Consider the following 21,404-nt stretch of genomic DNA (forward strand, 5'->3'; position numbering starts at 1 on the left):
TGCGGCGCCCCCTGGCGGTCCGTCACGGGGTCGTAGGCTGGGAGGATGGTCGAGCCGGGAGTGTCCACGCGTGTCGCACGGTACCGCTGGATCCGTGTGATTCCCCGTCGTTCGCTCGCCCTCGACATCGTCATCGCCGGCCTCTTCTTCCTGCTCCTTCTCCTGGTCGACTCGGGCAGCCCCGCGACCGTCCTCGTCCTGGTCGGGTTCGCTGCGGCGCTCGCGGTGCGCCGGTTCTCGCCAGCCCTGGCCCTCACCCTCGCCTGGCTGGCCGCGACCGGACAGATGCTCGCGGGCGAGCCGGTGCTCGGCGGTGACGTGGCCGTCCTGGCCGTGCTCTACGTCACGGCGGCCTATGCCGGACCGGCCACGCGCAGGGCCGGCCTGATCTCGGTCGCTGTCGGCGCGCTGGTGGCCGGGGTCTACCTCGCGGTCGCACAACGCGGCGTGGGACACCTCGGCACAGCGCTCGCGCAGGGGGACATCGGCGCCCTGGTCTGGTCGACGGCGATGCTGACCTTTGTCAGCCTGGCCGTTCTCGGCCTCTCCTGGACCCTGGGTCTGCTGAAGCGCTCCCGGCAGGCCGCAAGGGACAGCAGATTCACCCAGTACCGCGCCGAGCAGGAGCAGCGCCAGGCCCAGCGTGCCGTGGTCGTCGAACAGGAGCGCAACCGCATCGCCAGGGACATGCACGACGTCGTCGCACACTCGCTTGCCGTGGTGATCGCCCAGGCCGACGGCGCCCGTTACTCGAGGGCGCAGAACCCGGACGCCGTCGACGAGGCGCTCATCACCATTTCCACAACCGCACGGGAGGCCCTCGGAGATGTCCGGATCCTGCTCGCCCGGCTGCGGCAGGACGTGGTCAGCGGACCGCAACCCGTGCTCGCCGACCTCGACCGCCTCGTCGAGCAGATGCGCGGCACGGGACTCGACATCCACTGGACGACGACCGGCACGCCGGCCACGCTCGGCTCCGGCGCCCAGCTCGCCGTCTACCGGATCGTGCAGGAGGCGCTCACCAACGCACTCCGGCACGGTGACACCAGCCGGACCGTGGCTCTCCGACTCGACTGGACGACCGACTGGGTCGCGGTGACGATCGACAATGCCCTCCGGATCGCGCCGTCCACCGTGGCCCCAGGGGTGGCCGGCGTCGGGGAGACGCACGCGGTGGAGATCGGCCACGGCCTGCCCGGCATGCGGGAACGGGCGCTCCTCGCCGGCGGTTCGCTGACCGCAGAGCCCGACGAAGGGTACTTCCGCGTCGCGGCACACCTGCCGGCCATCATGGCGGGGCCCGTCGTGCGTCCGGTCCAGGCCACGGACGTGCGTGCATGAGCGAGGTCGCGGCGGCGGACGCCCCGCGCATCCGTGTCGCCCTGGTCGACGACCAGGCGCTCTTCCGTGCCGGGATCCGGATGCTGGTATCTTCGCAGGCCGACCTCGAGTTCGTCGGCGAGGCGGGCAGCGGCGCCGCTGGCGTCACCATGGCGGCCGCAGTCAGTCCGGACGTGATCCTGATGGACATCCGGATGCCCGTGATGGACGGGATCGACGCGACCGTCGCCATTCTGGCCGCGGCCGAGGCTGCCGGCGTGATGCCGCCGCGCATCGTCGTCCTCACGACCTTCGAACTCGACGAAAGCGCGAGCAGGGCTATCCGGGGCGGGGCGAGCGGCTTCCTGCTCAAGGATGCGGATCCCGAGTTCCTGCTGGCCGCAATCCGTACCGTGCACGCGGGCAACGCCGTCATCGCAGCATCGGCGACCCGCGAACTCTTCGCCCACTTCGACGCGCCGGCCCCCGCGCAGCCGGTGGAACCCGAGGCCTTCGGCACACTGACCAGCCGCGAACGCGACATCTTCGCCCTTGCTGCCCTGGGCCTCAGCAACGCGGAGATCGCGGCGCGTGAATTCCTCAGCGAGGCCACCGTCAAGACGCACATCAGCCGTATCCTCTCCAAGCTCATCCTCCGCGACCGGGTTCAGCTCGTCGTGTATGCCTTCCAGCACGGCCTCACGGAGTAACGAGCGGATGACCCGGTCCGGCCGGTAGTCATCCCCTCGGCATCCGGGATACCTCTGCTGCCCGATGCGGTGAGGGGGGAGCGATTCCTAGCGTTGAAGCATGGAAATCACATCTGCAGAACTCGGCCTCGCGGCCAGAGTCACCAACCTCTGTAAAACCTATGGATCAGCCACCACCTCGGTAACGGCGCTCGACGACGTGTCCATCGGCATCCGTCGTGGCCAGTTCACGGCGATCATGGGACCGAGCGGCTCGGGCAAGTCCACCCTGATGCACATCATGGCGGGACTGGACGAGGCAGGCTCCGGTCGGGTTTGGCTCGGTGATACCGAGATCACCGGCCTGGGCGACTCGGAACTGACGGTCCTGCGCCGCCGCCGGATCGGCTTCATCTTCCAGTCGTTCAACCTCGTCCCGACGCTGGACGTGCGGGGGAACATCACCATGCCGTTCGCGCTCGACGGGCGGCGGCCGGATGCGGCGGAGAAGGACTGGATCGATCAGCTCACCGACTCCCTCGGCCTCGGCGACCGGCTCAGGCACCGTCCGCACGAGCTGTCCGGTGGCCAGCAACAGCGAGTGGCCATCGCGCGGGCCCTGGCCACCAGGCCCGAGCTGGTCTTCGCCGACGAGCCGACCGGGAACCTCGACTCCCGGAGCGGGCGCGAAGTGCTCACCCTGCTCAAGGCGGCGAGCACCGGCTACGGCCAGAGCATCGCCATGGTCACCCACGACCCCATCGCGGCCAGCTTCGCCGATCGCATCCTCTTCCTCGCGGACGGCAGGGTCGTCGAAGACCGGGAACGGTCCACCGCCGAAGAGATCTCCGGCATCATGCTCGGCATGGAGCAGTGCGCATGAGCGGCAGCGAAACCGCCAGCGCCACCGGGCACGCCGGCCGTGGTGCGAGCCTGCTCGTGGCGGCGCTCGCATCGGCCTTCGGGGTGCTGCTCCTGGAAACGACGAGCGTGCTCGCCACCGTCGTGAGTGGCAATGACGTGTCCCGCATTGCAGCGGTCCGTGCAGCCCTCTCGATCGTCGCATTCCTGTTCATCACGATTGCGGTGTACGTGAGTGCGATCGTGACCACCAACACGGTGGCCACCGTCATCGCCGGTCGGACCCGCACGATCGCGCTCATGCGCCTGATCGGGTCGAGCGCGGGTGACCAGCGCCGCGCCGTGGCCCTCGACGGGCTGAAGGTGGGGCTCGCCGGAGCCGTGCTGGGCGCCGCCGCCGGCATCCTGCTGAGTTTCGCCGGTGTCCGGCTTGCCTTCGGCGCCGGGCTGATCCCGGATCTCGGCTACCGTCTCCTCGAGCCCTTGCTCGCCTTGCCCGTCGTCATCGTCGTGTTGTCCACCTGGTGCGCAGCGTGGGTCGGGTCTCGCCGGGTCCTCACCGTGAGCCCGATGCAGGCTGTCGGCGCAGCACAGGAGCGCACGCTCGAAGAGTCGGCTCGGCGCCCGGGCCGCAATGCCTTCGCGATCGTGCTGATGGCCACGGGCGTACTGTTTCTCGCCGGGGGAGTCTGGGCCGGGCAGGTCACGGAGTACGGCGTGCTGCTGGGACTTGCCGGCGGCCTGCTCTCGTTCACCGGCCTTGTGCTCGGGTCGCATCTGATCATGCCGCCCATGTTGAGCCTGGTCGGCCGGTTCCTGGGCGGCAGCGCGCCGGCCCGGCTTGCTGTCGCGAACGCCAGTCAACACCCGGAGCGCAGTGCCCGCACCACTATCGGACTGGTCATCGGGGTGACGCTCATCACCATGTTCGCCGTCGCGGGATCGACCTTCGAAACCATGATGCAGCCGCTGATGGACGACCCGGTGACGCGTGCGGCCGTCTCCGAGACGGTGTCGACCAGCCTCGCCGTGATCTCAGTGCTCGTGGGCTTCAGCGCCCTGATCGCCGCAGTCGGCATGATCAACAACCTGGCACTGAGCGTGCTGCAGCGTTCTCGCGAGATCGGCCTGCTCAGGGCCCTCGGTTTCACCGGCAGGCAGGTTCGCGCGATGATCCTCGCCGAAAGCGTGCAGATGACCGTGGCGGCCGTCACCCTCGGCCTGGTGCTCGGGGTCGCATACGGGTGGGCGGCGGCACAATCACTGTTCGGATCCGTCACCCATGCCGGTCTGGTGGCGCCGTCGATTCCGTGGCTCCTCGTCACCCTCTGCGTGGTCGGTACCGCCGTGCTCACCGTCGGGGCGACGATCCTGCCCGCTCGTCGGGCGGTGTCACTGGCGCCGATTGCGGCCCTCGCCGCCGGGTGAGACCGGTGGTCCTGCGACGGATGCCGCGCCCGCGACGGGAGCGCGGCATCCGTCGACCGCCGCTTCAGACTCTTCTCAGGATGCCGGCCGGAAATCGGTGTTAGCATTCCCTTGTGTTGTTCGGTCAGCTCCTCCTTCGCTGCCGCGACGAGTCCTAATCTGAGGCCTCCCTCGTCGCGGCGTTTGTTGTTGGCTATCCCAACCCCAGCGAGGAGATCACGATCATGAGAAACAACCAGTCCGCATCGACGATGCCGATCCACAAGTACCGTCCGTACCACGAGCAGTTCGCGGTCGACCTGCCCGATCGCACCTGGCCCTCGAAGCACATCGAAGTCGCACCGCGCTGGTGCGCCGTCGACCTGCGTGACGGCAACCAGGCGCTGATCGACCCGATGAGCCCTGAGCGCAAGCGCATCATGTTCGACATGCTCGTGCGCATGGGTTACAAGGAGATCGAGGTCGGCTTCCCGTCGGCCAGCCAGACCGACTTCGATTTCGTGCGCAGCCTCATCGACGAGGATGCCATCCCGGACGACGTCACGATCCAGGTGCTCACCCAGGCGAGGGAACACCTGATCCGGCGCACCTACGAATCGATCGCCGGCGCCAAGCAGGCCATCGTGCACCTCTACAACTCCACGAGCGTGCTGCAGCGCGAGGTCGTCTTCCGCGAGGACAAGCAGGGCATCATCGACATCGCCCTCTTCGGCGCACGCACCTGCCGCGCTCTCGAAGCGACCGTCCCCGGCACGACGATCTACTACGAGTACTCCCCGGAGAGCTACACCGGCACCGAACTCGAATTCGCGGTCGATGTCTGCAACCAGGTCATCGCCGTCCTCGAGCCGACCCCGGAGCGGAAGGTCATCATCAACCTGCCTGCGACCGTCGAAATGGCCAGTCCCAACGTCTACGCCGACTCGATCGAGTGGATGTCCCGGCACCTCGACCAGCGTGAGAACGTCCTGATCTCCCTGCACCCGCACAACGACCGCGGCACCGCGATCGCGGCGGCGGAGCTCGGCTACCTCGCCGGCGCAGACCGGATCGAAGGCTGCCTCTTCGGCAACGGCGAACGGACCGGCAACGTCGACCTCGTCGCCCTCGGCATCAACCTGTTCACCCAGGGCATCGACCCGCAGATCGACTTCGGCAACATCGACGAGGTCAAGCGCACCGCCGAATACTGCAACCAGCTGCCCGTTCCCGAACGCAGTCCCTGGGCAGGAGACCTCGTCTTCACCGCCTTCAGCGGGTCGCACCAGGACGCCATCAAGAAGGGCTTTGAAGCCATGGCGGCGGATGCCGCGGCGCAGGGCCGATCCGTCGACGAACTCCAGTGGGCGGTTCCCTACCTGCCGGTGGACCCGAAGGACCTCGGTCGCAGCTACGAAGCCGTGATCCGGGTCAACTCGCAGTCCGGCAAGGGCGGCGTCGCTTACCTGCTCAAGACCGACCACTCCCTCGACCTGCCCCGCAAGCTCCAGATCGAGTTTTCCGGGGTCGTCCAGTCCAAGACGGATGCCGAGGGCGGCGAGGTCACGAGCGAGCAGATCTGGGAGATCTTCAACGACGAGTACCTGCCGAGTTCCAGTGGGCAGCCCGACGACAAGTGGGGCCGGTTCGAACTGTTCTCCACGCGGACCTCGAGCGATCTGGGCGGCCGTGTCGACCTCACGGTCGACCTCCGGGACGACGACGGAGTCGAGCGCGTCGAGGGGGCCGGCAATGGTCCGATCGCCGCGTTCCTGGGAATCATGGCCGAGCGCGGCATCGCGATCACGCTCTACGACTACGTCGAACACGCCATGTCCGCCGGCGGAGACGCCCTGGCTGCGTCCTACGTCGAACTCGACGTCAACGGCCGGCGCTACTGGGGTGTCGGCATCGACGCCGATATCTCGACCGCCTCGCTGAAGGCCGTCGTCTCCGCGGTCAACCGCGGCATCCGTGCGGTGGCAGGCGACCTCGCCCTGGCGGGTGTTCCGGCCTAGGAACCGGCTCGATCAGCGGGAAGGCAGGTATCCGGTGGCCTCGACTCCCACTGAGTCCCGACGTTCTCGGACGGTCACGGATCGCCTCTATTCCGTCGGAGTGGGCATCAAGGGCATCGACGGCGTGATCGAACTCGCCGCCGGACTCGTGTTGTGGGTGTCACCCGCCCTCGTCCACGCCCTGCTCGCGGGAGTAGCGGGCGAGGCGGGGGAGGGCGACTCCTCCGCCATGCGCTTCCTGGCGCAGTACGTAGCCCGGCTGGATTCCGAGCTTGCCGCAACGGGAGCCGGCTTCCTGATCGCCTTCCTCATCACCCACGGAGCCGTGAAGGTGGCTCTCGTCTACTGCCTCCTGCGCAAATGGCACCGGGCCTATCCGTACGCGCTGGGGATCCTGATCGCCTTCCTCGGCTACCAGCTCTACGCCTTCGTCCTCCGCCCCACAGTGGGCATGGCCGTCATCACCGCGCTCGATGCCGCAATCGTCGTTCTCGTCTACCGCGAATACCGTGAACTCAATCCGCGAACCGCCCGGCAGGTCTGATTCTCAGCGCCCCTGGACGATAGCGCCCCTTGACGATACGGATCCATGGGATGTGAACCGGGGCATGCGAATCGGGGCGATCCGCCCAACGGCGGATCGCCCCGATCGCTGTGGTTTCTTAACTGCGTTCAACTGCACATCCGAAGGGCTGGTTTCCTTCCGGATTCAGCTGTGAACACGCACCCCTGCGGGACGTGTCTCGGCCGGTCGCTCGACTACCGACGTCGCCATCTGCGCCGGCTGCGTCGAAACAAGCACACGCGTCGCATCGTCGATCACCCCGGACAGCAACTCGAACAGGCGGTCGTCGGGATTCGGGGTGCATGCCTCAGCAATACCCTGAACCGAGACCCGGATGATCGTCTCCGCCGTGCGATCGGTGAACTTGGTACGCGACCATGCCCCCATGGAGGAGATGAACTCGCGCGCCCACCGCTCGGTCTCCGGCGCCGCGTCGAACGCGGTGCGGATACGGGCCTCGAGTCCTTCGGGCAACTCGCCATCGAGCCCCTCCAGCTGGCGCTCGCAATTCAGGATCCCGACGGCAAGCGCACGCTGGTGATCCGAGCTGCTCACGGGAAGCGCCGCGGTCGCGGCCCTGACCGCGATCAGTAGCCGCACCCGGGGGTTGTCGCCCTTGAGGCCGATGACCGACGGGATCAGGGGCACCAGGCGGGCCCGGGAACTGTCCGAGGTGCAGTCGTTGACCATGCGGGCGAGGGAGGCGACCAGGGGGTGCGTGCACGCCGGATGGTCACTCCACGCTTCGCCTGCGAGGTAGGACGCGAACTCCATGAAGCAGGCACCGGAGCGCGGCGTGCGGTGTTTGCCGCGGGACAGGACCGGCATCAGGCTGGGCACCGGCATCGGATCGGGCGAGTTGCCCTTCAGCATATTCATGGATCCTCCAGACAAGTGAGTACTCCTCACTAGTGTCTCCCCGCGGGCCCACAAATGCGAGAGGGAATCCCGCCGATTTCTCCGTCCCTCCCACGCCGTCTGGGTGGGCCCAACTCCCGCACATTCCCGCCCTGCAGCTGCGGTGCCGCGGAATTCCGCGCTCCGGACCTGGTCGGGGGATTCAGTCGTGGGTGCGACGGCGGCGGAGCGTTGCGGGGCGCACGCGACGCCGCCAACGCGGCCAGCTGCCGATCGCACGCTGTTCTGGCAGGCTCCAGCCGTACCGGGCCGCGAGGATCCGCATCACCGTGGTCACGATCACGCAGGCGATCGCGGCGATGGTGATGTCCACGTGCAGTTCGAAAAGCACGACGAGGAGCGCGCTACCGAATCCGGCGGCCATAGCGTAGAACGAACCGACGTGCATGACGGCGATCGGAACGTTGAGCATCATGTCCCGGAGCGCCGAGCCGCCGACGGCCGTGATCACGCCCACGAACAGCGACGGAATCTCCGGGAGGCCGTGCGCGAGCGCCTTGCTCGTCCCGAGAGCGGCGAACAGGCCGATCGTCACAGCGTCGAGCGCGATGATGAACGGGCCGAGGCGGTTGAAGAGGCTCTGCAACAGCATGCCCAGGAGAGCGGATCCGCCTGCGATCGGCAGGTACCAGTTGCTCTGCAGGGCAGCGGGCACCCCGCCGAGCAGGATATCGCGCAGGAGTCCGCCGCCGAGGCCGACAGTGACACCGATGATGGCGATGCCGAGCAGGTCGAAGCGGCGATCGGTGAATCGCCCGGCGAACATGGCCCCCTGGATCGCGCCGATGGCGACCGCCGTCAGGTCGATCCAGAGCGGGATCGTGAACAGGATGGGAGGCACCCTCCAATGAAACCATCCGCCGCGGGGTTTCCTGACCGTCGACAGGCGCGTGGAGGCAGGAACCCGCTCGACCGGCGCGTCGGCCGGGACCGGACCCACAAAGCCCGCTCGGGTGGGAGAATAGGACGTGCCTGTTTACCGTGATGAAGCCGTCGTGCTGCGCACCCACAAACTGGGTGAAGCCGACCGGATCGTCACCATGCTCACCCGCCAGCACGGCAAGGTCCGTGCCGTCGCCAAAGGCGTCCGCCGCACAGCCTCCAAATTCGGGGCCAGGCTCGAACCGTTCATGGTCGCGGATGTGCAGCTCTACGAGGGCCGCAGTCTCGACATCGTCACCCAGGCCGAGTCGATCGGCTCATACGGCGCCCTGATCTCCGGCGACTACGCCAGTTACACCGCGGCGAGCGCCATGGTCGAGACCGCAGACAAGCTCACGGAGGCCGAGGGGTCCCTGCAGCAGTACCTGCTCCTGGTCGGGGCCCTGCGCTCCCTTTCCCGGATGGAACACGGCGCGAGCCTCACCCTCGACTCCTACCTGCTGCGTGCCCTGTCGATGGCCGGCTGGGCGCCGAGCTTCCAGGGCTGCGCGCGCTGCGGCGCACTCGGCGATCACTCCGCGCTCGTCGTGCAAGTCGGCGGAATCGTCTGCGACGACTGCGCGGCCCCCGGGTCGCCCCGGCTGGACAAGGCGACCATCCTGCTCCTCGGCTCCCTGCTCGCCGGGGACTGGGACCAGGCCGAATCCATGCCAGAGCAGACCAGGAACCAGGCCAACGGAGTCGTCGCCGCATACACGCAGTGGCACCTCGGCCGGGGCCTCCGATCCTTGGAGCACGTCAGTCGATGACCCCGAAGCCCAGCTCGCTGAATCCCTTCGCCCCGAAGCCGTTCACGCACAAGGACGCCATGCCGTTCCGACCGCTCGACTGGACCGGCCAGTACCCGCCGGCGCTGCCGGCGAAGGTCGTTCCCGAGCACGTCGCGATCGTCATGGACGGCAACGGCCGCTGGGCGAACGCGCGCGGACTCCCGCGGGTCGAAGGCCACAAGGCCGGCGAGGCCGCGCTCCTCGACGTCGTCGCCGGCGCCATCCAGATCGGCGTCAAGCACCTGAGTGTCTACGCCTTCTCGACGGAGAACTGGAAACGTTCCCCTGACGAGGTCCGCTTCCTGATGGGCTTCAACAGGGACGTGCTGCACCGGCGCCGCGACCAGCTCAACGACTGGGGCGTGCGCGTGCGCTGGGCTGGCCGCAAGCCGCGCCTGTGGGCATCCGTCATCAACGAACTGCAGTACGCCGAGCGCCTCACGGCGGGCAACACCGGACTCACCCTGACGATGTGCGTCAACTACGGCGGGCGCACCGAGATCACGGATGCCGTCCGCGCGCTGGCCGAGGAGGTCGCCTCCGGCCGGTTGAAGCCTTCCGGAATCACCGAGAAGGCGATCCAGCGCCAGCTCTACACGGCAGACCTCCCGGACGTCGACCTTTTCGTGCGGAGCTCGGGGGAGCAGCGCACGAGCAACTTCCTGCTCTGGCAGAGCGCATACGCCGAGATGGTCTTCCTCGACACCCTCTGGCCTGACTTCGGCAGGGCGGAGCTGTGGCATGCCATCGAGCTCTACGCCGCCCGCAACCGCCGCTACGGCGGGGCGGTCGACACCCCAAGCGTTTGATCCACTCACGCGGCAGGGGGAATAGATCGGGGGACCGGCGGCTTGGACCGGGTGTGAGCGAAACTATCAAGGTCGACATCTGGTCCGACGTGCAGTGCCCCTGGTGCTACATCGGAAAGCGCAAGTTCGAGGCAGGGGCCGCCCTCTTCGACGGCTCGGTCGAGGTCGAATACCACAGCTTCGAGCTGGCCCCCGATACCCCGGTCGACTTCGCCGGCAGTCCCATCGATTACCTGAGCGAGCGCAAGGGTATCCCCGTCGCCCAGGTCACCGAGATGCTCGCCCGCGTGACTGGAATCGCTGAGAGCGTCGGCCTGCACTACGACTACGACTCGGTGCACCAGACCAACACCGTCATATCCCACGAGCTGCTGCACTACGCCAAGGCCCACGGTCGCCAGCTCGACATGAAGGAACGCCTGCTCAAGGCCTACTTCGTCGACGGAAGGCACGTCGGTCGCATCGAAGACCTCGCGGACCTCGCCGCCGAAATCGGACTCGACCGAGCGGATGTCGTCCGCGCGTTGACCGCCCACGACTATCTCGCCGACGTGAAGGCGGACGTAGCCCAGGCAAATGCCTACGGAATCCAGGGCGTCCCGTTCTTCGTGATCGACGGGAAGTACGGCATCTCCGGGGCCCAGGACCCCGAGGCCTTCGCCGGCGCACTCCGCCAGGCCCAGGCCGACCAGAACGAGGCCGCAGGAACCACCGCAGCAGCAGGGGAGGACCGTTGATGACCGATGCCAGCGTCGTCCCCGCCGTCCCCGTCACCGCGGCCCCGGCACCGCGCGTCACCCCGTTCATCCAGCTCCTCGGCCAGTCCGGCGCCGGGAGCTGCGAGGGCGATTCCTGCGGAATCTAGGCCTCGATCGGTGCGGGTTGCTGCCACGGGTCAGCAGGGCCGCCCGCATCTGGGAGAATTGAACCAATGACTCCTGAACTCACCGCTTCGCGCACGGACCCGTCGCCGGTCCCCGCGCTGCGGATCGGCCCGCTCACGCTCGACGTGCCCGTCGTCCTCGCACCGATGGCCGGCATCACCAACACCGCGTTCCGCCGGCTCTGCCGGGAATTCGGCGCCGGGCTCTATGTGAGTGAAATGATCACCTCGCGCGCGCTCGTCGAGCGCACCCCGGGCTCGATGCGCCTCATCGACCACCACGAGAGTGAGACCACCCGCTCCATCCAGCTCTACGGGGTCGACCCGAAGACCATCGGCGAAGCTGTCACGATGCTCGTCTCCGAGGACCGCGCAGACCACATCGACCTCAACTTCGGCTGCCCGGTCCCCAAGGTGACGCGCAAGGGCGGCGGAGCCGCCCTGCCCTGGAAGCTCGGCCTCTTTCGGAGCATCGTCGAGGCCGCGGTGAACGCGGCAGGCGCCGTTCCGGTCACGATCAAGATGCGCAAGGGCATCGACTCCGACCACCTCACCTACCTCGAGGCAGCGAGGGCAGCAGAAGGCGCCGGCGTTTCCGCCATAGCACTGCACGCGCGCACGGCGTCCGACTACTATTCCGGGCAGGCGGACTGGACGGCGATCGCGACCCTCAAGCAGGCCATCACGAGTGTCCCCGTGCTCGGCAACGGCGACATCTGGTCGGCCCAGGACGCGGTTCGCATGGTCGCGGAAACCGGCTGCGACGGCGTCGTCGTCGGCCGAGGCTGCCTCGGCCGGCCCTGGCTGTTCGGCGATCTCGCGGCGGCCTTCGGTCCGGCAGAGGGTGCTGGGGCCGCACTCATCCAGCCGAACCTCGGCGTCGTGGCAGACACCTTCCGCCGGCATGCCGAACTGCTCACCGAATTCTTCGACAGCGAGGAACGTGCCTGCCGCGACGTGCGCAAGCACGTGGCCTGGTACTTCAAGGGCTACTCGGTCGGCGGCGAACTACGGGCCAGCCTTGCCTCCGTGGTCTCCCTCGCCCAGCTCGACGACCTTCTCGGCACCCTCGACCCGACCCAGGAGTACCCGGGCATCGGCGCGGAGGGTCCCCGCGGCCGGGCAGGCAGCCCCAAGAAGACCAGCCTGCCCGAGCACTGGCTCGACTCGCAGGAACTCGTCGGCTCCGAACGCGCCCGGCTCACCGAGGGCGAAGGGGACACCAGCGGTGGCTAACCGATCGGGGTACACGAGCTTCGACGAGGAACGCTACTTCCCGGAGGAACACAGCTCACGCCGCAGCGACTTCGCGCGCGACCGCGCCCGGCTGCTGCACTCGAGCGCCCTCCGCCGCCTCGCCGCAAAGACCCAGGTGCTGAGCCCGACCGCCGGACTCGATTTCGCCAGGAACCGGCTCACCCACTCCCTCGAGGTCGCGCAGATCGGACGCGAGCTCGCCCAACGCCTCGGCCTCGACCCCGACGTCGTCGACACGGCCTGCCTCGCGCACGACATCGGGCATCCTCCGTTCGGCCACAACGGCGAGAAGGCGCTCAACGCCTGGTCCCTCGACATCGGCGGGTTCGAGGGCAACGCCCAGACGCTGCGCCTGCTCACCCGGCTCGAACCGAAGGTCTTCGGCCCCGACGGCCGCAGCTACGGGCTCAACCTCACCCGCGCGAGCCTCGACGCGAGCTGCAAGTACCCGTGGCCCGCCGGCGAATCCGTGTCCGACCCGAGCGGCCGCGCCAAATTCGGGTATTACCCCGACGACCTGCCCGCTTTCGCGTGGATGCGCACCGACGCCCCCGACCGGATGCTGTGCATCGAAGCCGAGGTCATGGACCTCTCCGACGACATCGCGTACTCCGTGCACGACTTCGAGGATGCCGTCGTCAACGGCTACCTCGACCTCGCCGCCCTGAACGGCCGCGCGAGCACCGAGCTCGTCTCCTCGATGCACGCCTGGATCGGCGGCGCCGTCTCCCACGCCGACCTCGCGGCGGCATACGACCGCCTCCGCGCCCTCGACTCCTGGCTGCGCGGCTGGACGGCAGGGCGGCGTGACCAGGGTCGGCTCAAGAACCTGACGAGCCAGCTCATCGGTCGTTTCTCCGGCGCAGCCGTCTATGCCACCCGCCAGGCCTACCCGGCCGAGCGCATCGCGCGCTTCGGCGCCCACGTCGTGGTGCCGCCGAATATCGCAGCCGAGATCGCCGTGCTCAAGGGCGTCGTCGCTGCATTCGTGATGTCGAAGAACACCCGGCAGCCGATCTACCAGCAGCAGCGCCAGGTCCTGACGCTGCTCGCCGACCGGTTGCTCGCCACCGGCGACGAACACCTCGACGCCGGCTCGAAGGAAGACTTCCACGCCGCCGCGGACGATGCGGCCCGCAAGCGCGTCGTCGTCGACCAGGTCGCGAGCCTCACCGACCAGTCCGCGCTCGCGTGGTACGAACGCCTGATCCAGAACTGAGCCTGTGCAGAACCCGGCCCGTGCCGAAGTCGGGCGTGCGGCGGGATAACATTCAGCTATGGCAGGCCTGATTCGACAAAGCGACATTGAAGAGGTCAAGGCCCGAACCAATATCGCCGACATCGTCGGCGACTACGTCAGCCTCAAGTCGGCCGGCGTCGGCTCCCTGAAGGGGTTGTGCCCCTTCCACGACGAACGCAGCCCGAGCTTCCACGTCCGCCCGCAGGTCGGTTTCTACCACTGCTTCGGTTGCGGCGAGAGCGGCGACGTCTACTCCTTTTTGCAGAAGATGGACCACGTCACCTTCAGCGAGGCCGTGGAACGACTCGCTGGCCGGGTCGGCCTCGAACTGCACTACGAGGGCGGCGGGGCGGATGCGCCGGACCACACCAACCGCGCGCGGCTCTACGCGGCCAACCAGGCCGCCGCCGACTTCTTCGTCGAGCAGCTCGGCAGCGCAGGGGCCGCCGTCGGCCGAACATTCCTCGGCGAACGCGGCTTCGACGCCCACGCGGCGACCCGGTTCGGGATCGGCTTCGCCCCGAAGAGCTGGGACGAACTGACCAAACACCTCCGTGGTCGCGGCTACTCCGATGAGGAGCTGACCCTCGCCGGACTGGTGTCGAGCCGGGAGGGATCGAGCGGCGTCTACGACCGCTTCCGCGGCCGGCTTGTCTGGCCCATCCGCGACATCACCGGCCAGACGATCGGCTTCGGGGCGCGCAAGCTCCTCGACGACGACAAGGGCCCGAAATACCTGAACACCCCGGAGACCCCGATCTACCACAAGGCGCAGGTGCTCTACGGGCTCGACCTCGCGAAGCGGGACATCTCCCGCAGCCACCAGGTCGTCGTCGTCGAGGGGTACACCGACGTGATGGCGTGCCACCTGGCCGGGGTGACGACCGCCGTCGCGACCTGCGGTACCTCCTTCGGAGTCGACCACATCAAGGTCCTCCGCCGGGTCCTCGGCGACGACAGCGGTGTCGGCGAGGTCGTTTTCACTTTCGACCCGGATGCCGCAGGCCAGAAGGCCGCCGTCCGCGCGTTCAGCGAGGAGCAGCGTTTCTCCGCGCAGACCTTCGTCGCCGTGGCCCCGGAGGGCCTCGACCCGTGCGACCTGCGGCTGCACAAGGGCGATGGGGCCGTGCAACGGCTGATCGAGTCGAAGAAGCCGATGTTCGAGTTCATGATCCGGCAGTTGCTCGCCCAGTACAACCTCGAGACTGTCGAAGGGCGGGTCTCCGCACTCCGGGCGGCGGCCCCGCTCGTGAGCGATATTCGCGACCCCGCCCTCCGGCCGGGCTATACGCACGAGCTCGCCCGGATGCTCGGCATGGAGCTCGGCGAGGTCGGCCGGGCCGTCTCGGCCGCGCTCAGCCGCTCACGCACCGCGCCGGGGACATCCGCCGCCGCCCGAGGCGGTGAGACCGGCGAGCCCGCGCGCGAACGCCCGTTCTCGATGGTTGAACTGCCGACGGACCCGGTCACCCGCCTGGAACGCGACGGGCTGATGGCCATGCTCCAGCGTCCTGCCCTCGTCGGTGTCGAACTGCTGCAGCGGGCGGTGCAGACGGGATTCTCCCACCAGTCCCTCGCTGTCGTGCGTGACGCGATCGCGGCGAACCTGGATACCCTCTCGGCGCCGGACTGGATCGAGCGCGTTGTCGCGGACGTACCGGTTTCCCTGCAGAACCTGGTCACCGACCTGGCGATGGCGCCGCTTCCCGAACGCACCGAACGCGAAGTCGAACGCTACGTGCGCGACGTGACCGTCGCGCTCATCGACCGGGACTTCCTCCGCCAGAAAGCCGAGCTGCTCGGCCGGCTGCAGCGTGCTGACCCCACCGACCGTGTGCCGTACACGGCGCTGCAGCGTGAACTCATGCGGGTCGAACTCGAGCGGCGCAACCTGAGGGATGAGTAACTGAGCACACCTCGCGTGTTGCAGCTAGGTAAATATTCTGGCGAGAATTCGGGCAAACTGCGTTTTTCGTGATATTCCTTTCGGTACAGCAATGCAGAGGTGCGGCTCCCTCGCATGCCGCCTCTGCCGCATTTCGAGAGAAAGAGGCTCACGCACATGGCATTTTCACCCACCAGGCGCACCAGGCTGATCGGGGGACTGGCGCTCGTCGCCGCTTCCGCGCTCGTCCTCGCCGGCTGCTCGGCAGGCGGCACCACCGCAAGCGCCGGAGGCACCCTCCTGATCGGCACGACCGACAAGGTCACGACGCTCGACCCGGCCGGCTCGTACGACAACGGCTCGTTCGCCGTGATGAACCAGGTCTTCCCGTTCCTGATGAACAGCGCATACGGCACCGCCGATGTGACGCCGGACATCGCGACCAAGGCCGAGTTCACGACCCCCACCGAGTACACGGTCACGCTCAAGCCCGACCTCGTCTTCGCGAACGGTCACAAGCTCACGTCTTCAGACGTGAAGTTCAGCTTCGACCGCCAGCTGTCGATCGCGGACGCCAACGGCCCGTCGACCCTGCTGTACAACCTCGCGAGCGTCGCGGCTCCGGACGACACCACCGTCGTCTTCACCCTGAAGGCCGCGAACGACCAGGTCTTCCCGCAGATCCTGTCGAGCCCTGCCGGCGTGATCGTCGACGAGGAGACCTTCTCGGCGACCGCGATCACGCCCGATGCCGACATCGTGAAGGCGAACGCCTTCGCAGGCCAGTACGTCATCACGAGCTACGACTTCAACAACCTCATCGGGTACAAGGCCAACAAGGATTACAAGGGCAACCTCGGCGCGGCGAAGTCGGATGTCGTCAACGTGAAGTACTACGCCGACGCGTCGAACCTCAAGCTCGATGTGCAGGAAGGCAATATCGACGTCGCCTTCCGCAGCCTGTCGTCGACGGACATCGATGACCTGCGCGGCAACGACAAGGTCAAGGTCGTCGACGGACCCGGCGGAGAGATCCGCTACATCGTCTTCAACTTCGACACCCAGCCGTTCGGCGCCAAGACGCCAGAGGCCGACCCGGCCAAGTCGCTCGCCGTGCGCCAGGCCGTCGCCGACCTCGTCGACCGTGCCGAAATCGCCAAGCAGGTCTACAAGGGCACGTACACGCCGCTCTACTCCTACGTTCCGGCCGGCATGACCGGTGCCACCGAGTCCCTCAAGGGCCTCTACGGCGACGGCAACGGAGGACCCGACAAGGCGAAGGCCAAGGCAACGCTCGAAGCCGCCGGCATCACGAGCCCTGTCGCCCTCAACCTGCAGTACAACACCGACCACTACGGCCCCGGCTCGAGCGATGAATACGCGCTCGTCAAGGACCAGCTCGACGCCTCCGGCCTCTTCACGGTCAACCTGGCTTCGACCGAGTACGTCACGTACTCCAAGGAGCGCGTGAAGGACGCATACCCCGCTTACCAGCTCGGCTGGTTCCCGGACTACTCGGACGCGGACAACTACCTGACGCCGTTCTTCGCCGATGGTAACTTCGTCGGAAACCACTACAGCGACTCTGTCGTCAACGACCTGATCAAGCAGCAGGCCGTCACGACCGACAAGGACGCCCGTACCAAGCTCATCGAGGAGATCCAGGACAAGGTCGCAGCCCAGCTGTCGACCCTGCCCCTCCTCCAGGGTGCCCAGGTCGCCGTCACCGGGACCACGGTCACCGGAACCACCGACACGCTCGACGCATCCTTCAAGTTCCGCTACGCGGCGCTGAAGAAGGGCTAAGTCCGGCCTGTTTCACCAGTTGTAACCGGGGGCATTCAGCCAGAGCGCTGGGTGCCCCCTTTCAATTCTCGATCGATAGGCAGTGATGACAACAGTGGCAGCGCGCCCGACCGCCCCCCAGGGAATCCGGCGCAAACGAACCTCCCCCGGCGGGGGCATCGGTCGTTACATCGCGGTCCGCTTCCTGCTCATCTTCCCGACGATCTTCATCCTCGTCTCCATGGTCTTCTGGCTGATGCGCGCGACCGGCGACCCGATCACGGCTGCCCTCGGTGGCCGCCTCACCGCCGACCAGCTCGCCGAACGCATCCACGCCGCCGGCTACGACCGGCCGATCCTGGTCCAGTACTTCGAGTACCTCGGCCAGATCTTCACCGGCAACTTCGGCACGACGATCAGCACGAACAAGCCCGTCGTCGACGTCCTCCTCACCTATGGCGTCGCCACGGCTGAGCTCGCGTTCTACGCGCTCCTCGTCGCATTCATCGTCGGCATCCCGCTCGGCATGGTGGCCGCGTACTTCCGCGACAAGGGCCAGGACGCCTCCCTCCGGATCTTCGCGATCCTCTGCTACGCCACCCCGGTCTTCTTCTCCGGCCTGCTTCTCAAGCTGATCTTCTCGGTCTGGCTCAAGGTCCTGCCCGTCGCGGGACGGGCGACGACCGGCTCGGAGCTGCAGATGCAGTTCCTGCCCAGCAAGACCGGGATCTACACGATCGACGCGATCATGACCGGCAACCCCGCGGTGCTCATGGATGTGCTCGCGCACGCCGTGCTCCCGGCGATCGCCCTGGGCCTCCTCACCGCCGGTGTCTTCCTCCGTCTCGTACGCACCAACGTCATCGGCACCCTCGGCACCGATTACGTGGATGCCGCCCGGTCGCGGGGGGTGAGCGAGTTCCGGCTGGTCTCCAAGCACGCGTACCGGCCGGCCCTGATCCCGATCATCACCGTGATCGGCCTGCAGATCGCCCTGCTCCTCGGCGGTGCCGTGCTGACCGAGACGACCTTCGAATGGAAGGGCCTCGGCTTCATGCTCTCCGAATTCCTCAAGGCACGTGACTTCGTCGCCGTGCAGGGCATCGTCGCCCTGCTCGCCGTGATCGTGGCGCTGTCCAACTTCATCGTGGACATCATCGCCGCGATCATCGACCCGAGGGTGAGGTACTGACCATGAGCCACACGCCAGACACCACCAGTGCCCCCGTCCGCCGCGGCGGCCTCGCCGCACTCTGGAACCGGCTCCCCGTCGTGCACCAGGTGAAGCAGAGCATGGGCCTGCAGCGGGGAATGCTCGTCACCGGCCTCGTCATCACCGGCCTGTTCGTGCTCACCGCCATCTTCGCCCCCGTGATTTCGCCGTACGGCTACAGCCAGTTGCGTGACGCGAACGGCCCCTTCGGCGCCCAGGTGGCCCCGGGCGGCGCTCACATCCTCGGGACCACCGTCGGCGGCTACGACGTGCTGTCCCGCGTCCTCTGGGGTGCCCAGACCGCCCTGTTCGTGATCGTCGTCGCGGTACTGCTCTCCATCTTCGCCGGCGTGTTCCTCGGCCTCGTCTCCGGCTACTTCGGCGGTTGGCTCGACCGCATCCTCGTCGTCGTCTGCGACGCGGTCTACGCGTTCCCATCCCTGCTGCTCGCGATCGTGATGTCGATCGTGATCTCCGGCGGCAAGTCCGACCTTGTCGGCGGAGTGGTCGCGGCGGCCATCTCCATCACCGTCGTGTTCATCCCGCAGTACTTCCGGGTGATCCGCGCGGAGACCGTCCGGATCAAGGCGGAGGCCTACGTGGAGTCCGCCAGGGTCCTCGGCGCGAGCAACGGCCGGATCATGTTCCGGCACGTGCTGCGCAACGCCACTCGCACCCTGCCGCTCATCTTCACGCTCAACTCCTCCGAGGCGATCCTCACCCTCGCCGGGCTCGGCTTCCTCGGCTTCGGTATCGAGCCGAGCGCCGCAGCAGAGTGGGGCTACGACCTGAACAAGGCCCTCTCCGACGTCACGAGCGGCATCTGGTGGACCTCGCTGTTCCCCGGTCTCGCGATCGTGCTCGTCGTGCTCGGCATCACCCTCGTCGGCGAGAGCCTCAACGACCTCGCCGACCCGCGCCTCCGCGGTCGCCGCTCGGTCGGCAAGGTTGTTTCCGTCGTCGCGGCGACGTCCGTCGTCCCCGGCGGTACGCTCACGGGCGGCCCTGGCGGCCTCGACGGCCTCGAGGGCGGCGCCGACGGCATCGACGCCGACATAGACAGCTTCACCGACGAAGGATTCGAGGACCGGTCATGACCGCGGCATCCGCCACCACCCCCGAGTCCGCCGGAGCCGTGTCCAGCACCGCGCGAAGCTCCGACGTGCTCAGCATCACCGACCTCACTGTGACCTTCGCGACCGACGCCGGCGCCGTGCACGCCGTCGCCGGCGTCAGCCTCCGGGTCGCGCCCGGCGAGGTGCTCGCGATCGTCGGCGAAAGCGGAAGCGGCAAGACCGTGACGGCCAAGACGATCCTCGGCCTGCTTCCGGAGACCGCGACGTCATCGGGAGCCGTGTTCCTCAGCAGCAAGGACGGCTCGAGCACGAACAACGTGATCTCCGTCGGCAAGCAGAAACTCCGCCAGCTCCGCGGCACCGACGTCTCGATGGTGTTCCAGGAACCGTCCACCGCGCTCAACCCCGTCTACACCGTCGGCTGGCAGATCATGGAGGGCATCCGCGCCCACGGCCAGTTCAGCCGCGCCGAGGCGAAGAAGAAGGCCGTCGAGATCCTCGGCAGGGTCGGCATCCCCGACCCTGAGATCCGGGTCAACTACTTCCCGCACCAGTTCTCCGGCGGACAGAAGCAGCGCGTCGTCATCGCGATGGCCCTCGTGCTCGACCCCGGACTCATCGTCGCGGACGAGCCGACCACGGCGCTCGACGTCACCGTGCAGGCCGAGATCCTCGACCTGCTGCGTCGTTGCCGCGACGACTTCGGCACAGCGATCGTCCTCATCACCCACAACATGGGCGTCGTCGCCGACCTCGCGGACCGGGTCGCGGTGATGTACCAGGGCAAGGTGGTCGAAGAAGCGGATGCGCGCACCCTGTTCGCCTCCCCGCAGAACGACTACACGAAGAAGCTGCTCGCCGCCGTTCCGCACCTCGGCCAGGGCGTCGTGCACGCCGCCGACCGCGCGGCGGCACGGGCGCCCGGCTGGACCGCCGAGACGCCCGTCGTCGTCGCGAAGGACCTGCGCATCGAGTATCCGGGAAGGATGGGCCGCGGCGGCTTCACCGCCGTCGACGGCGTGAGCTTCAGCATCCGCCCTGGCGAGGTCCTCGGCCTCGTCGGCGAGAGCGGAAGCGGCAAGACCACCATCGGCCGCGCCATCGCCGGCCTCACCCGGGTGACGGACGGTTCCCTGACCGTGCACGGCCACCAGATGAACGGGTTCAAGGAACGCGCCTTCAAGAAGTTCCGCAGCGACATCGGCTTCGTCTTCCAGGACCCGGCATCGAGCTTCAACCCGCTGCTGACCATCGCCGACTGCGTCGCGGAGCCGCTCATCGTGCACGGCAGGGCGAAGAACCCTGCTGAGGCACGGGCCAGGGTCGACGAACTGCTCGAGGCCGTCCAGCTCCCGCGCAGTTACGGTGACCGGTACCCGCACGAGCTGAGCGGCGGCCAGCGCCAGCGCGCGAGCCTCGCGAGGGCGCTCGCGCTCGAGCCCAGCCTGCTGATCGCCGACGAGCCCACCTCGGCGCTCGACGTCTCGGTGCAGGCCCGGGTCCTCGAGCTCTTCGCAGAGCTCCAGCGGGAATTCGGTTTCGCGGCACTCTTCATCAGCCATGACCTCGCCGTCGTGGATATCCTCGCCGACCGCATTGCGGTGCTCTACCACGGCAAGCTCGTCGAGGAGGGCACGAGCGCAGAGGTGCTCGGCGCCCCGAAAGATCCGTACACGCAGCGCCTGCTCGCCTCGCTGCCCGTTCCGGACCCGGTGGAACAGGCCGGACGCCGTGAGAAGCTGCGGGAGCTGCGTACGGCAGGATAG

Annotated in this window: 19 protein-coding genes; 17 read left to right on the forward strand and 2 right to left on the reverse strand. The window is 67.8% G+C overall.

The window, feature by feature from the left end:
• Positions 1-45: 45 nt before the first annotated feature.
• The 6 genes from E3O46_RS07115 (at position 46) to E3O46_RS07140 (ending at position 6,839) form a co-directional block, all read left to right on the forward strand.
• Positions 46-1,341: a sensor histidine kinase gene (locus E3O46_RS07115; protein WP_134446048.1), complete on the forward strand. Its 1,296-nt coding sequence runs from the start codon at positions 46-48 to the stop codon at positions 1,339-1,341.
• Positions 1,338-2,030, forward strand: a complete 693-nt coding sequence (locus tag E3O46_RS07120; RefSeq protein ID WP_134446047.1) for a response regulator — start codon at positions 1,338-1,340, stop codon at positions 2,028-2,030. Before E3O46_RS07115 ends, E3O46_RS07120 begins: the two co-directional genes overlap by 4 nt.
• 100 nt (positions 2,031-2,130) lie before the next feature.
• Positions 2,131-2,892 carry an ABC transporter ATP-binding protein gene (locus E3O46_RS07125; RefSeq protein ID WP_134561408.1) on the forward strand — a complete coding sequence of 254 codons (762 nt, stop codon included), beginning with the start codon at positions 2,131-2,133 and terminating at the stop codon, positions 2,890-2,892.
• Positions 2,889-4,298, forward strand: coding sequence for an ABC transporter permease (locus E3O46_RS07130; protein WP_134446045.1), 1,410 nt, complete (start codon positions 2,889-2,891; stop codon positions 4,296-4,298). Before E3O46_RS07125 ends, E3O46_RS07130 begins: the two co-directional genes overlap by 4 nt.
• Positions 4,299-4,522: 224 nt before the next feature.
• Positions 4,523-6,295: a 2-isopropylmalate synthase gene (gene leuA / locus E3O46_RS07135; RefSeq protein WP_134446044.1), complete on the forward strand. Its 1,773-nt coding sequence runs from the start codon at positions 4,523-4,525 to the stop codon at positions 6,293-6,295.
• Positions 6,296-6,395: 100 nt separating this feature from the next.
• Positions 6,396-6,839 carry a DUF2127 domain-containing protein gene (locus E3O46_RS07140; RefSeq protein ID WP_166791039.1) on the forward strand — a complete coding sequence of 148 codons (444 nt, stop codon included), beginning with the start codon at positions 6,396-6,398 and terminating at the stop codon, positions 6,837-6,839.
• 165 nt (positions 6,840-7,004) lie between these two features.
• Here E3O46_RS07140 and E3O46_RS07145 read toward each other — a convergent pair whose 3' ends face one another.
• Both E3O46_RS07145 and E3O46_RS07150 read right to left on the reverse strand, forming a co-directional pair.
• On the reverse strand, positions 7,005-7,739 hold the full coding sequence (locus tag E3O46_RS07145; protein WP_198413475.1) for a hypothetical protein: 735 nt from the start codon (positions 7,737-7,739) through the stop codon (positions 7,005-7,007).
• A 181-nt stretch (positions 7,740-7,920) separates the two neighbouring features.
• Positions 7,921-8,619 carry a trimeric intracellular cation channel family protein gene (locus E3O46_RS07150; RefSeq protein ID WP_134446042.1) on the reverse strand — a complete coding sequence of 233 codons (699 nt, stop codon included), beginning with the start codon at positions 8,617-8,619 and terminating at the stop codon, positions 7,921-7,923.
• Between the two features lie 127 nt (positions 8,620-8,746).
• Here E3O46_RS07150 and recO point away from each other — a divergent pair, with 127 nt between their 5' ends.
• The 11 genes from recO (at position 8,747) to E3O46_RS07200 (ending at position 21,404) form a co-directional block, all read left to right on the forward strand.
• Complete coding sequence (gene recO / locus E3O46_RS07155) at positions 8,747-9,469, forward strand: DNA repair protein RecO (RefSeq protein WP_134446041.1); 723 nt, start codon at positions 8,747-8,749, stop codon at positions 9,467-9,469.
• Positions 9,466-10,299, forward strand: a complete 834-nt coding sequence (locus E3O46_RS07160) for an isoprenyl transferase (RefSeq protein WP_134561410.1) — start codon at positions 9,466-9,468, stop codon at positions 10,297-10,299. Before recO ends, E3O46_RS07160 begins: the two co-directional genes overlap by 4 nt.
• Positions 10,300-10,352: 53 nt before the next feature.
• Positions 10,353-11,036, forward strand: a complete 684-nt coding sequence (locus E3O46_RS07165; RefSeq protein WP_134446039.1) for a DsbA family oxidoreductase — start codon at positions 10,353-10,355, stop codon at positions 11,034-11,036.
• Positions 11,036-11,164: a hypothetical protein gene (locus E3O46_RS18845; protein WP_277612969.1), complete on the forward strand. Its 129-nt coding sequence runs from the start codon at positions 11,036-11,038 to the stop codon at positions 11,162-11,164. Before E3O46_RS07165 ends, E3O46_RS18845 begins: the two co-directional genes overlap by 1 nt.
• A 66-nt stretch (positions 11,165-11,230) precedes the next feature.
• A complete protein-coding gene (dusB, locus tag E3O46_RS18670) occupies positions 11,231-12,418 on the forward strand; it encodes a tRNA dihydrouridine synthase DusB (RefSeq protein ID WP_134558464.1) in 1,188 nt (395 codons plus the stop codon).
• Positions 12,411-13,658 (forward strand): deoxyguanosinetriphosphate triphosphohydrolase, encoded by a 1,248-nt coding sequence (locus E3O46_RS07175; RefSeq protein WP_241987357.1) that lies wholly within the window; start codon positions 12,411-12,413, stop codon positions 13,656-13,658. Before dusB ends, E3O46_RS07175 begins: the two co-directional genes overlap by 8 nt.
• Positions 13,659-13,716: 58 nt before the next feature.
• Positions 13,717-15,585, forward strand: coding sequence for a DNA primase (gene dnaG / locus E3O46_RS07180; protein WP_134446036.1), 1,869 nt, complete (start codon positions 13,717-13,719; stop codon positions 15,583-15,585).
• A 156-nt stretch (positions 15,586-15,741) separates the two neighbouring features.
• Entirely contained in the window at positions 15,742-17,370 is a 1,629-nt protein-coding gene (locus E3O46_RS07185) for an ABC transporter substrate-binding protein (RefSeq protein ID WP_134558462.1), read from the forward strand.
• A gap of 85 nt (positions 17,371-17,455) precedes the next feature.
• Complete coding sequence (locus tag E3O46_RS07190) at positions 17,456-18,541, forward strand: ABC transporter permease (RefSeq protein ID WP_134446034.1); 1,086 nt, start codon at positions 17,456-17,458, stop codon at positions 18,539-18,541.
• Between the two features lie 2 nt (positions 18,542-18,543).
• Complete coding sequence (locus tag E3O46_RS07195; protein WP_134558461.1) at positions 18,544-19,659, forward strand: ABC transporter permease; 1,116 nt, start codon at positions 18,544-18,546, stop codon at positions 19,657-19,659.
• A complete protein-coding gene (locus E3O46_RS07200; RefSeq protein WP_134558460.1) occupies positions 19,656-21,404 on the forward strand; it encodes an ABC transporter ATP-binding protein in 1,749 nt (582 codons plus the stop codon). Before E3O46_RS07195 ends, E3O46_RS07200 begins: the two co-directional genes overlap by 4 nt.

The sequence above is a fragment of the Cryobacterium glucosi genome (assembly GCF_004402235.1).
GTDB classification, from domain to species: Bacteria; Actinomycetota; Actinomycetes; order Actinomycetales; family Microbacteriaceae; genus Cryobacterium; species Cryobacterium glucosi.

Coding starts and splice junctions, on each gene's coding strand:
- E3O46_RS07145 (WP_198413475.1), bottom strand. CDS start 7,739: ATGAATATGCTGAAGGGCAACTCGCCCGATCCGATGCCGGTGCCCAGC.
- E3O46_RS07190 (WP_134446034.1), top strand. CDS start 17,456: ATGACAACAGTGGCAGCGCGCCCGACCGCCCCCCAGGGAATCCGGCGC.
- E3O46_RS07160 (WP_134561410.1), top strand. CDS start 9,466: ATGACCCCGAAGCCCAGCTCGCTGAATCCCTTCGCCCCGAAGCCGTTC.
- E3O46_RS07120 (WP_134446047.1), top strand. CDS start 1,338: ATGAGCGAGGTCGCGGCGGCGGACGCCCCGCGCATCCGTGTCGCCCTG.
- E3O46_RS07195 (WP_134558461.1), top strand. CDS start 18,544: ATGAGCCACACGCCAGACACCACCAGTGCCCCCGTCCGCCGCGGCGGC.
- E3O46_RS07115 (WP_134446048.1), top strand. CDS start 46: ATGGTCGAGCCGGGAGTGTCCACGCGTGTCGCACGGTACCGCTGGATC.
- leuA (WP_134446044.1), top strand. CDS start 4,523: ATGAGAAACAACCAGTCCGCATCGACGATGCCGATCCACAAGTACCGT.
- E3O46_RS07125 (WP_134561408.1), top strand. CDS start 2,131: ATGGAAATCACATCTGCAGAACTCGGCCTCGCGGCCAGAGTCACCAAC.
- E3O46_RS07185 (WP_134558462.1), top strand. CDS start 15,742: ATGGCATTTTCACCCACCAGGCGCACCAGGCTGATCGGGGGACTGGCG.
- E3O46_RS07200 (WP_134558460.1), top strand. CDS start 19,656: ATGACCGCGGCATCCGCCACCACCCCCGAGTCCGCCGGAGCCGTGTCC.
- dusB (WP_134558464.1), top strand. CDS start 11,231: ATGACTCCTGAACTCACCGCTTCGCGCACGGACCCGTCGCCGGTCCCC.
- dnaG (WP_134446036.1), top strand. CDS start 13,717: ATGGCAGGCCTGATTCGACAAAGCGACATTGAAGAGGTCAAGGCCCGA.
- E3O46_RS18845 (WP_277612969.1), top strand. CDS start 11,036: ATGACCGATGCCAGCGTCGTCCCCGCCGTCCCCGTCACCGCGGCCCCG.
- E3O46_RS07130 (WP_134446045.1), top strand. CDS start 2,889: ATGAGCGGCAGCGAAACCGCCAGCGCCACCGGGCACGCCGGCCGTGGT.